The sequence below is a fragment of the Paraliobacillus sediminis genome, assembly GCF_003426055.1.
In genome coordinates, this window is the sequence record NZ_QJSI01000001.1 from 718,053 (window position 1) to 730,439 (window position 12,387).

Genomic DNA, 12,387 nt, shown 5'->3' on the forward strand with positions numbered 1-12,387 from the left:
ATTCAGAAACTAATCAATGCATTGCTGTTAGATCAGAAAGACAATGTTTTACCAAGTTCAAAAAAATAGGATCAAAAGGAAGCAGAGAACCGTCCCCTGCTTCCTCAATTATTAACTGCCATGCGCCCGAGTGGTCCGGTTTCATTGATAATATCTTGTATGTCATATACGGATATTGGAAACATTGGGAATCCAAAAACATAAGGAGTTATATCGTACAGTTGAAAATAAATGACGAGGGTTTTATCGGCAATGTAAAAATCTTGGTTGGGTTGAATTGTTGTAAAGTCGTCAAGTAGTGAAATGTCACGTTGTTTGATTTGCTCGTGAATTATCGTTGAAAGCCTAGCGATATAATCACTTCCAGGTATAAATAAGTCTTCAAGTTTACACAGCGTTCCTTTTTGTAAGTCGAAAGTTAAAGACTTTATATACGTCATCCCATGCGCTGCCTGGTGATGGTACGTATAATTGGAGAACGATAAGCTTAGTACATCACGCTGATTATTTTTAATTTCATAATATCCGATCATTTCTTCCACAGTTGTAGGCATATTTCCCACTTGTTGATCGATAAGCTGCTGGGTTTGTCGGACAATGGATCGATTAATAAACCTCTCCAATCTATTGTTTTGCAAACCATATACTTTGGGGTAATAGACTGTGTTATTTGGTCCAGAACTAACTTTTACTGTTTTAATACTTACTGGCAACGAAATAGACATCGTATCTCATCCTTTTTGGGTTTTAACCCATCATATTCATAAAAGGAAAAATAGGTTCTTGGCGGAAGCAGAGAACCGTCCCTTGCTTCCTTTGATTGGGATTTTTATGGTAAGATATAGTTAGAATAGTAGTGTTAATTGATTGTTTGATAAGGAGTTTGATTTAATGTGGCATTTTAGTATTAGTCTGATAGATTTCTTAATGGGTCTTTTAGCTTGGATGGTAATTGGTTTTATAGCTTATCGTATATACAAAAAGCAGGCAGTGGGACTACGCGTTTGGAAGATTGTGTTCGTTATCCTTGTAGGTCTTTTTTCTTTTTCAATTAATTGGAATGCATTTGATACGTTAATTAAAATACCTATTCTGCCTTTGGGCGTATGGGTTTTGTATGCCGTTCTTAAAAGAAAAGAAGGAAGATGGCAAAACTACCGTCTATTCGCTTGGCTAGGATTTTGGTCTAATTTCATCTTTTTAATTAGTAGTCTTATATCAATTCCAATCCAACAGGTGGTCTATCCACCAGATCAACCTTCTACGTATTTATTGATTTAGATGACCTTACAGTTGTTGCGATTCATCCATCAGCAAGTGAATTAGCAATAAATAAGGAAAAGATTTTGGAACAATTGAGCAAATTCAGCCAAGAAAAAATCATGAGTGACGACTGGTATGAAGAGACTTTTCTGAATGTTGAAGACTATGAAAAAAAAGAACAATTTCCATACCTGTTAGTAGACTACAAATCAAAGTGGGGTAGTGGTTTGGAGAGTATGATTTATGTTGAAGGTGATGGAAAAGGGATATTAATTTCTACCGCTGATCAACAATATTATTATCGCTCCGAAATGTCTACTTTGAAGGAGGTAGATGACAGTGAATAAGAAAACGACCATTTGGATAGTAAGTGGAATGACTGGTGTCTTGGTTTTGGCAGTTATCTATAGTTTCTATTTTCGCAGCCCATCTCCTTTTCCAACAAATGAACACTTAATTGAAGAACTGCAGGATACTTTTCCAGCATTTCCAGAAGTAGGTGACAGCGAAATATTAGAAGTTTTTGATGTGGGTGAACGTAAAAAGTACGTTCCATTGGTGACAAGTGAAGGAAGTTATGGAAGCAGTTATTGGGTGTGGGATAAATATAAGTGGAAAGTGGAAAGCGTGGACACGAAAGGTGGTCCTCGGATTTGGAAGGCTAATAAAGGAGATCCTTCCACCTATCACATTGTTTGGAATATCCATCCGAATGACAGAGTGAAATATATAGACTTTCATGTACTGAGAGATAGAGGATATAGCATTGCTAATGGTACAGATGAAACGTACTATCCAAGAATACAAATGAAGCAAACTGTTTCACTAGAAGAAAAGTCATATGGGGTATTACAACTACCGAAAGAGTGGGCCAGCTTTGTAAGTGGATTGAACGATACATATGCTGCGCAACAACCGGACCTATTTTTCAATCAACTTTATACGGAACAACAGGTCTCATTTGGTTGGATTCCCTATGACACAAATAACGAGGAGATATTTCCGAACCATTCTGTAAATGGCAGTGGGTTTTCAAATGGTGGTGGAGATGCGTTTGCTTATCTGTCAATCTTGAATGAGTATGATTTGGAAGTCTGGAGTGGAGAATAGCTTGGGAAGCAGGGGACGGTTCTCTGCTTCCTTATCACCGATTTTTTTCTGAATAAATTAAATAAATTGATGCAAATTTTATTGAAATGTTATATCATATATATGTTAATAAACAAGTAATACTAATGCTTTTGCCATAATTACTTCCGCATTTAAGACCGCTTATTTAAATTTCAATCTACTTCTAAATTTTAAACACCAACTAGTTTGTCTTTTCCTGCTAAAAACCCAATTGTTATTTTCACTCACTGCTAAGTCTACAAAATTTTATTCCCTAAAAGTTAACCGCCTCTAAAGAACAAAAAACCTACCTACGAGAATAAATCATTTCACCGTAATTTCCATAATCCTAAATAAAAAAAGGGGAGATCAAATGCCTCGCCAAGCTAGATTGAAAAGTAAAAGCAATATATACCATATTATGCTAAGAGGAGCTAATAAACAGGAAATCTTTCATGATGAAGCGGATTGTAGATATTTTTTAAATACGATTAAAAAGTACAAGGATGTATCGGGAATGAGCGTTTATGCGTGGTGTTTGATGAATAATCATGTACACTTGTTGTTAAAGGAAGGTACTGAAGAATTATCAATAACAATGAAGCGGATTGGTGTGGCGTATGCCTATTACTATAATTGCAAATATAATACGATTGGTCACCTTTTTCAAGATAGATTTAAAAGTGAGAACGTTGAGACTATCCGATATTTGCTAACGGTAATCCGTTATATACACCAAAATCCTTTGAAGGCAGGAATAGTATCCAAAATGAATGAATGGAAATGGAGCAGTTTTTTAGGTTATCTGGACAGCGCTGTTTACCCAAAGGATTTACTTGATTGTGCTTACATTTTAAATTGTTTTTCTGAAAATAAGGGACTTGCACAAGTTAGGTTTAAAGCGTTCAATCAGAAAAACAATAAGGATGAATGTCTAGAGGACAAGTATATTGAAAGAAAAAGATTTACAGACGAAGAAGCTAGAATAGAATTAGTGAAGCTGTTGGGGAATTTAGAGATAGCCCAGGTGAAAAGTTTACCTAAATTCGAAAGATATAACATATTACGCCAAGTAAAAGAAGTGGAAGAGATCTCACAACGCCAGGCTTCAAGAATATTAGGTGTATCACCAAATCTGATATTTAAGGCTTAATTGCGGAAAACAGAGGAGGCAAGAAAGGAAGCAGAGAACCGTCCCCTGCTTCCTTAAAGCGTATGAAGAGGATATTTGGTTATGTTTCACCTTATAAATTTTCGATGGTTATTGCTATAATTCTAATGGGTGTGGAGCTGGCTGTAGAGTTAGCGCAGCCAATTATTTTGGGTATCATTGTGGATCAAGGGATTGAAGGTCGAGATTCCGCTACGATATTGTTTTGGCTTGCCATATTACTTGGTTTAACGCTCGTAGCATTTGCTGCTGGAATTTCAAGTTCCTATTTTGCGGCTAGAGTGAGTCAGGGAGTAGGACACGATCTAAGAAAAGACTTGTTCCAACGCTCACAACAGTTTTCTACCTTGCAAATGCAAACTTTTACTGCATCTTCACTACTGACGCGTATCACAAATGATGTGACGCAAGTACAAGGATTCCTGTTTGCTTTCATGCGAATAATGCTACGGGCCCCGTTATTTATTATTGGTGGGTTGATCATGTCCTTCACCGTGCATGTCCAATTAGCTACGATTCTAGTGATCGTTGTTCCGATCCTTTTAATTATCATGTTTTGGATTTTGACAAAAGGAATTGGAATGTTTCAAAAGGTGCAAAAGCGCCTAGATAAACTAAATAATGTGATTAGAGAAAATCTACTAGGTATAAAATTAGTAAAAGCATTTAACCGCAATGATCATGAACAAAAACGATTCAAAAAAGAGAATAAAAAGCTAATGGAAGACAATAAAACGGCATTACGGTTTATGGAATTAACGATGCCAATTGTCATGTTAGGAATGAATGTTGGTATCATGCTTTTGCTTTGGTTTGGATACATAGAGCTACGTGTTGGTGGTGCCGAGCAAGGTGAGATTGTGTCTATATTAAACTATGCAACAAGAATGTCGGCTTCATTTGGTGTGTTCGGTTTTTTATTAATGAACTATTCTAGAGGCAAGGCGTCAGCATCACGTATTAATGAAGTGATTGAGACCGAACCAACAGATTTTGTTGCTACCGAGGTAACGAAACACAGTAACAAAGAAATAGTAGGAGGAATTCGTTTTGAGGATGTAAGTTTCGCCTATCCCAATGCTACTAAACAAACATTGCATCAGATGTCTATTGATATAAAAGCAGGTGATACAGTAGGTATTTTAGGTGAAACAGGATCAGGAAAATCGACTTTCTTGAAATTGATTCCGAGGTTATATCCGACAAGTGCAGGGAAACTCTATATTGATGAAAAGTGGATAGATGAGTGGGGTCCAAGTGTCCGCGATAAAATTACGCTTGTCCCACAAGAAGGGTACTTATTTACTGGAACACTTCGAGAGAATATCGCGTGGGGGAATGAACAGGCATCAATGGAAGAAGTGATAAAAGTGGCGAAGGATGCTACTATTCACGATTTTATTATGACTTTAGCAGATCAGTATGACACACAGGTTGGGCAAAGAGGTGTTAATCTATCTGGCGGACAGAAACAAAGAATTTCGATTGCGAGAGCGCTAATCGCAAATCCAGCTATTCTTTTGTTAGATGATAGTACAAGTGCATTAGATGCAAATACAGAAGTGCGTGTATTATCGGCCATTAAAGAAAGACAATGTACAACAATCATTGTTGCACAAAAGATTAGTTCCGTCATCGACGCTGACAAAATTATCATACTAGAGCATGGACAGGTTGTTGCGACAGGGAGTCATCAAGAGCTTTTAAAGAACAGCAAACTATACATGAAAATCTACCAATCTCAAATAAATGAGGAAGGGCTTATCGATGAAAAATACTAAACAAAAAAGTCCCATTCAGGTTCCAGCTGCGTCACGTCATCAACAAAAAACGAATAGTAGTAATATACAAGAGACTGTTAAGCGAATTTGGGGATATATGCGTCATTATAAGAAGCTATTTGTGCTTGTACTAATGCTTGTGGTTGTTAGTTCTTTGTTATCGTTATTTGGGCCATATTTATTAGGTAAGGCTGTCGATACCCTCATTGCTGGTGTTGATCAGAAGACATTGTTGCAGCTTATTATGCTTCTAATGGTTGTTTTTCTGCTACAGTCAATAACGGTTTGGTTTCAAAATTATTGGATGATTACGGTAGCACAACAAACGATCTACCATATAAGAAAAGATTTGTTTCACCATGTATTGCGCTTACCGCTCTTGTTTTTTCAAAAGAGACAGAGTGGGGAATTGATGAGTCGGTTGACCAATGATATTGAAAATGTAAGCCAGACATTAAACACTTCCGTTATTCAACTTGCTACTAGTTTATTAACGCTTGTTGGAACAGTAATATTTATGCTTTTGTTAAGTCCGTTATTAACGGTGTTAACATTTATGATTGTCCCGCTAATGTATATAGGAATGAAATGGATTACCAATCGTACGAATCGATACTTTAAACAACAACAAAATGATTTAGGCGAATTAAATGGTTATGTAGAAGAAACGTTATCTGGACATCATATTATAAAATTATTTAATCAAGAAGCACGCGTAGAGCGGAATTTTGAAAAAAGGAATCAGCGTTTAAGAGAATCGGGTTACTGGGCTCAGGTATATTCGGGTTTTATCCCAAAATTAATGAACTCACTCAATAATTTAAGCTTTGCCATTATAGTTGGAATTGGTGCATTATTGGTTTTTAATGGAACAGGGGTTACGGTTGGGGTAATTGTTGCTTTTACCACATATGCTAGACAGTTTACTAGACCACTAAATGATTTAGCTAACCAATTTAACTCCATTCTATCTGCAGTGGCTGGGGCAGAACGGGTATTTGATATTATTGATGAAGCGAAGGAGGATGCAGACGATCATGCGCATCATAAACCGCTAAAGCAAAAACTAATTGGTGACGTCCGCTTTGCATCTGTCTATTTCTCCTATGAAGAAGGTGTAGATACGTTAGAAGATGTCTCTTTTCATGCCCAGCCTGGAGAGGTAATTGCATTAATTGGACCAACAGGGGCAGGGAAAACAACAATTATATCCTTGCTATCTAGGTTTTATGAAATAAATAAAGGAACTATTTATATCGATGACCAAAATATTAGCGAGATCCCAAGAAGTAAATTGAGGGAGCAGATGGGGATTGTTCTGCAAGATTCCTTTTTGTTTGATACAAGTATTAAAGAAAATATTCGCTATGGTCGCCTGGAGGCAACAGATGAAGCGGTTATTGCTGCAGCGAAATTAGCCAATGCACATTCCTTCATTTCACAACTAGAGCATGGCTATGATACGATACTAGATTCTAACGGTTCCGGGATCAGCCAAGGGCAAAGGCAGTTAATCTCGATTGCAAGAGCTATGCTTGCCAGTCCCGCTATACTGATTTTAGATGAAGCGACAAGTAGTATTGATACCATTACCGAGATAAAAATTAATGATGCCCTTTCGAATCTGATGAAAGGGAGGACTACTTTCGTTATTGCACATCGATTAAATACAATTAAACACGCAGATGAAATCTTAGTACTCGAACATGGAAAAGTGATCGAACAAGGGAATCACGAACAATTAATAAGAAATAAAGGATTTTACGCCAACCTAGTTAAATCACAAAACAGATAAGGAAGCAGGGGACGGTTCTCTGCTTCCTTTTCAACATGTTTGTTGATTTGTTAAACTTAAAAGTCAGAAAAAAGTAGTGAATTTTGAAACTAACGAAATACACTGCTTTTTTTGTTTGTGAAATTATATAAATTCCCGAAGAGAATAAGTGACAGATGATATTTTACTGGATAGATATTGATGTAATCAATAATTTTATAGATAAGGCTTGAAGACTTGGTAAACGCAGGTCTTTTTTTTAGTGCACTCATGCAAAAAAAAAGCAAAGAACCGTCCCCTGCTTCCTACTTATTTTTTTACCATATTCTCTAGTATTTTTCGTCCTTCTGCCGTTAAATAAGCATGGCGATCTTCAAGTAATTGTTTTGCTGAATTTGATGTCATGGGTTTTGGTTGTGTTTTCATTCTTATCCCTCCTTCCTTGCTCATTACTAGCGTATGTACAAGGATGAGAAATGTAAGAGACAGGTATACTGATATAAGAGTGTATTTATAGATGAAGAATATAATAGAAAGGAAGTTGAGGTAAGATTGATGATATAAAAAAGCAATAATTGTATGGCTTAAACATTATCTCGCATATCGTAAATTGTCAGCCCTCTTTTTAACCAAGCCTTCTCGCTAATCAATTCTACAATTAAATTGTTTCGTATCTTCATGTACTAAAGTATCTACTGGCCAGTGGTGCTACTATGAACTATTTTACCAATATTATAAGTACTTATTTTCTCTAAAAAATGAACAGGATTGAGGGATGGAGATGTATCACATTTATCATCCAACAGGTTGTATCCACCAGTTCGCAACATATACACTTACTGGATGGATGATACTTGCTACCATTACTTACTTCGAACAAGTCTTCAATTATAAAAGGACAAGAGTGTTACTAATTCCAATAAAAAGAAAATTAATCACAAATTTTTCAAAAAACTTGCTTTTATTTTTATGAATAAGTTATACTACTTATTATATCGTAATCATTACGATTTACAAAAAATAGGGGGAAGAAATATGAGTGATCAATTATATGATATTTGGTGGCAAGATACCGATAATGGAGAGCAGTCAATGGAGGATGATCATTTAGAAGGATGGCAACAAACAATTGATACCATTGTAGAGCCATCGTTAGAAGGAATGACTGTTTTAGACTTCGGTTGTAATCAAGGTGGGTTCCTCAGACATTTATATCACTATTCACCATATAAAAAGGCGGTTGGGGTAGATTTAGCGAAAGCTTCTATTAAGGTTGCAAATAAGAGAATAGGAGATTTACCAATAACATATGAAGCAACAGGGCAAGTAGAATTGCTTGGCCCTAGTTTTGATATGGCTTTTAGTACATCGGTGATTTATTTAATAAAAGATTTAGCTCAGCATGCTTGGCAGATGAAACAAGTACTGAAGCCAAACGGTGTGTATTATGCTACGTTTACGGATCAAAGCACAAATCCTAGCTTGGCGTATATGAAGAAACAGATAGATCAGTATGGAACTACACCGATGCAGTTACATAACCTTGACGATATTGCTAATGCGTTTATTAAAGAAGGGTTTTTGGTGGAGCTGAAAAGGGTGACTCCGCAACAATTTGTTCGAGTAAATCGGAATAGTGCGTTTTACCAGCGTATTTCAGATAGAATGCTAGCGGAATATGAATTGGCATATGTATTTCGCTTTATTGCACCTAATGAGGAAGGGGAATAACAATGAAAAAAATCTGGAATGTTATTGTGTTTAGTTTTATTGGATTCTTTTTGCTTGCCGGTTGTTCGATGGAAACTGAGACGGATAACACAATAGAAGAAGATGGTATAACAGTCGTAGATGTACTTGATAGAAAAGTAGAGATAAAAGGACCAGTAGAACAAGTGTACTACGGATTTTACTATGAAAATTTATTGGCTGTAGGGGGTGCTGATGTATTTAAAAAGGTTAAAGCTACTTCGCTTTATGATACGGAAGGCTACTTCTTGTCATTATCTGAATTATATCGTGAATATGTAGCAGGGTATGACGATATGTTGGATGTTGGTTCTACGTTACAGGATAACTTTGATGTTGAGAAGTTATTAGAAATGGATTTAGATGTAGTTATTTTAGGTGCATATCAATATGACATGCTAGGAGATACGGTTTCTGTCATTGAAAATGCAGGTATACCTGTAGTGGCTATTGACTATACAACAGGTTCGTTAGAGCTTCAAATTGAATCAACTAGTATTTTAGGAGAACTATTTGGAACAGAAGATAGAGCGCAAGGTTTAATTGATCAGTATCAATCAAACTATCAAGATATAGAATCAAGACTAGCAAATGTGACAAATAGCCCCAAAATATTTGCTGAATTTCAGACGACCATTTCAAGTTATAAAGATATTGGTACTTCAGCTGTAGAAGGGAACTTTTTTGGGGATTATCTAAAGCTCTCTGCTGGAAATAATATTATGAATGGATTTGGTACTGATAGTGAGAACACAAGTATTGAGCCAGAGTATTTATTAGAAGCGAATCCTGATTATTTAGTTTTTGTTGGTGGAGAATCATCGAATGGGGAAAAAGACGGGGTAGTAGTAGGTCATGATGTGACAGAAAAGGAGCTAACTGATTCAACTGCAACGATTTTGAGTAACCGACCAGGCTGGAGTGAATTAAGTGCTGTAGAAAATAATGATATCTATGTAATTGATGATGCTGTGGCACGTACGTTGGCTGACTACACGATCGTACAATATTTAGCGAAAGTAATGCATCCAGAACAAATGAAGGATATAGATCCTTTAGAAAGTTTAGAGCAGTACTATCATGAATACTTGCCGGGACTACCATTTGAAGGAACATTTTTTTACAAATTACATGCTGAAGATATACAATAAGCATCTTCAAGTTGTTAGGAGTTATGAACATGGACAGTATTAATGAGTATCAGAAGGTAATGCGCGGGAGAATACGAATATTAGTCATTTTAGTAGTTATCTTTATTATGCTATTTCTTCTAGATATCATGGTAGGATCTTCTTCGTTAACCATCGTTGATACGATAAAAATAATAGCTAGAGGACCAATGGATAATGATCGGTACAATGCGATTGTGTGGGGGATTCGCTTACCCATGGCACTAACCTGTGTATGCGTTGGAGCTTCGTTAGGATTGGCAGGAGAACAAATGCAAACAGTTCTGCATAATCCACTGGCAAGTCCATATACATTAGGCGTGTCTTCAGCTGCAGGATTCGGTGCTGCATTTTCCATTGTTACTGGCTTTCCAAACTTATCACCAAGCTGGGTGAATATCCCGGTTTCAGCCATGATTTTTGCTTTACTAGCAAGTGCAGTAATTGCATTTGCTAGTAAGCGCATGGGAAGCCAGGATACGAAATCTATGATTCTATTTGGGATAATCATAAATTTCTTTTTTTCAGCTTTACAAACCTTTATGCAATATATTAGTAATCAATCCGAGACGAAAGAGATTTTGCACTGGCTATTCGGGTCACTAGCAAAATCGAGTTGGGTAGGGGTTCTCATTTGTATGAGCATCTTTCTCGTCATCTTTATGATATCTATGCGCTATAATTGGCAATTAACGGCTTTATCTATAGGAGAAGAACGTGCACAGAGCTTAGGGATTAACACAAATTCCTTGAGAATAATGATTTTTATTTTAACAGCGTTGCTGACAGCGGCTGCTGTTTCTTATGTTGGTTCGATTGGTTTTATCGGTCTAGTAGCGCCCCATTTTGCGCGTGCATATGTTGGAGAAGATCAGCGATATCTAGCGCCAATGTCAGCATTTTTTGGTGTCATCATCTTGCTAGCAGCATCTCTTCTTTCAAAGGTAATTGTACCAGGTGTCATGATTCCTGTTGGTATTATTACTAATTTAGTAGGTGTATTATTTCTGGCATATATCATGTTAAGGAGGAAGATTTAGTGCTAGAATTAAAGGTAAATGATTTAGCAGTCGAAATTAATAATCAGAGCATTATTCGCAATATAAATGCAGTATTCTCGGAGGGAACCTTCCATTCTATTATCGGAGTAAATGGCGCTGGAAAAACTGTATTTGTAAAGGCTATTGCAAATCTTCTAACACATCACGGACAGATAAAATTAATTGAAGCGGAAAAAGAACTTAGCAGAAACACAATTGCATATGTACCGCAAATGACGGCTGTCACGTCTGAATTGACAGTATTTGAAATGATATTATTAGGAAAAGTAAAACAGTTGACGTGGCGTGTAAAGCCTGAAATTTTAACAGAAGTGGAAAAGCTTTTACGTGAAATGAAGTTAACGTATTTAAGTAATAAACGATTTTCTACCTTATCTGGTGGACAGAAGCAAATGGTCATTATGGCTCAATCGCTTATAGCTAGACCAAAAGTGTTGTTATTAGATGAGCCAACTTCAGCATTAGACTTAAAACATCAAATTCAGTTATTAAATATTGCAAAACAGTATGTAATCGACAATAAAGCCATTTGTTTAGTAATTATGCATGATCTTGCTTTAGTATCAAGGTATTCAGATGCCGTATTAGTGTTACATCAAGGGATGTTATATAAACATGATTTACCGCAGTATGTGGTCAAAGAAGAGCTATTAGAGAAAATCTATGGTGTAGAAGTTGAAGTAACAGATACAACGCGGGGGTTTAAGGCAGTAACACCACTTAACGTTTCTGAAAGGTGATAGTTAATTAACTATCACCTTTTGGTGTGAAAAAATAGTTGTTTCTCTATTAAATCTGTGTTTACAGTCATTTAACTATTAAAAATATAAAACCTATTATTTAGTGCAAGTTAAGGTACGCTTATTCTTTTAGCATCTTGGTAATGCTCTTTTTTGTTTCATAATTGACCGTAGTGGGAGAATTCAATTAAACAAATAAATTGTTGAAATCACTTACTATAAACGTAGAAAATGTACGAAGAAGTGCTTGGACATCTTCTTCTGATTCAAATACTCTATTAAGTAAATGACGTTCAATATGGTAGTTCTTTGTCGCGCAGGGTTATTTTATGAATATCTAAGTTGAGGTCACTTGCATCACTGCGCTGACAGCCATACCATGTATTGGATTTGTTGGTTGAAGTAACATGCCTTCATAATAATATACTGCAATAATTTCGTCTTCAAATAAGCTTAGTTTTTGATTGGTCATTCTCACTTCTCCTTTTACCGATTCTGTTTCTAAGAGGCTCCTGTTTTATGTCCATTTCTTCATACTTTAGCTAGATTACCTGTTTTTATCTGTTATT

Annotated in this window: 12 protein-coding genes; 10 read left to right on the forward strand and 2 right to left on the reverse strand. The window is 36.2% G+C overall.

The window, feature by feature from the left end; translation table 11 throughout:
* Positions 1-104: 104 nt before the first annotated feature.
* Entirely contained in the window at positions 105-725 is a 621-nt protein-coding gene (locus tag D2K60_RS03190) for a DUF3298 and DUF4163 domain-containing protein (protein ID WP_117168537.1), read from the reverse strand.
* 166 nt (positions 726-891) lie between these two features.
* On the opposite strand from D2K60_RS03190, the gene D2K60_RS20830 reads away from it, so the two are divergent.
* From D2K60_RS20830 to D2K60_RS03235, 10 genes are all read left to right on the forward strand, one after another.
* Positions 892-1,281 (forward strand): hypothetical protein, encoded by a 390-nt coding sequence (locus D2K60_RS20830; RefSeq protein WP_240335224.1) that lies wholly within the window; start codon positions 892-894, stop codon positions 1,279-1,281.
* A gap of 65 nt (positions 1,282-1,346) precedes the next feature.
* Entirely contained in the window at positions 1,347-1,610 is a 264-nt protein-coding gene (locus tag D2K60_RS20835; protein ID WP_240335225.1) for a hypothetical protein, read from the forward strand.
* A complete protein-coding gene (locus D2K60_RS03200) occupies positions 1,603-2,373 on the forward strand; it encodes a hypothetical protein (RefSeq protein WP_117168538.1) in 771 nt (256 codons plus the stop codon). The genes D2K60_RS20835 and D2K60_RS03200 overlap by 8 nt, the downstream gene beginning before the upstream one ends.
* Before the next feature lie 373 nt (positions 2,374-2,746).
* Positions 2,747-3,526 carry a transposase gene (locus D2K60_RS03205; RefSeq protein WP_117168539.1) on the forward strand — a complete coding sequence of 260 codons (780 nt, stop codon included), beginning with the start codon at positions 2,747-2,749 and terminating at the stop codon, positions 3,524-3,526.
* Positions 3,527-3,588: 62 nt separating this feature from the next.
* A complete protein-coding gene (locus tag D2K60_RS03210; RefSeq protein WP_117168540.1) occupies positions 3,589-5,325 on the forward strand; it encodes an ABC transporter ATP-binding protein in 1,737 nt (578 codons plus the stop codon).
* Positions 5,312-7,120: an ABC transporter ATP-binding protein gene (locus D2K60_RS03215; RefSeq protein WP_420818801.1), complete on the forward strand. Its 1,809-nt coding sequence runs from the start codon at positions 5,312-5,314 to the stop codon at positions 7,118-7,120. Before D2K60_RS03210 ends, D2K60_RS03215 begins: the two co-directional genes overlap by 14 nt.
* Positions 7,121-8,134: 1,014 nt before the next feature.
* On the forward strand, positions 8,135-8,830 hold the full coding sequence (locus D2K60_RS03220; RefSeq protein WP_117168542.1) for a class I SAM-dependent methyltransferase: 696 nt from the start codon (positions 8,135-8,137) through the stop codon (positions 8,828-8,830).
* Between the two features lie 2 nt (positions 8,831-8,832).
* Positions 8,833-9,999, forward strand: coding sequence for an ABC transporter substrate-binding protein (locus tag D2K60_RS03225; protein ID WP_117168543.1), 1,167 nt, complete (start codon positions 8,833-8,835; stop codon positions 9,997-9,999).
* Between the two features lie 29 nt (positions 10,000-10,028).
* Positions 10,029-11,057 carry a FecCD family ABC transporter permease gene (locus D2K60_RS03230; protein WP_205418574.1) on the forward strand — a complete coding sequence of 343 codons (1,029 nt, stop codon included), beginning with the start codon at positions 10,029-10,031 and terminating at the stop codon, positions 11,055-11,057.
* On the forward strand, positions 11,057-11,818 hold the full coding sequence (locus D2K60_RS03235; protein ID WP_117168545.1) for an ABC transporter ATP-binding protein: 762 nt from the start codon (positions 11,057-11,059) through the stop codon (positions 11,816-11,818). Before D2K60_RS03230 ends, D2K60_RS03235 begins: the two co-directional genes overlap by 1 nt.
* Positions 11,819-12,155: 337 nt before the next feature.
* Here the strand turns inward: D2K60_RS03235 and D2K60_RS21090 are convergent, their stop codons facing one another.
* Positions 12,156-12,290 (reverse strand): hypothetical protein, encoded by a 135-nt coding sequence (locus D2K60_RS21090; protein ID WP_275896234.1) that lies wholly within the window; start codon positions 12,288-12,290, stop codon positions 12,156-12,158.
* Positions 12,291-12,387: the final 97 nt, after the last annotated feature.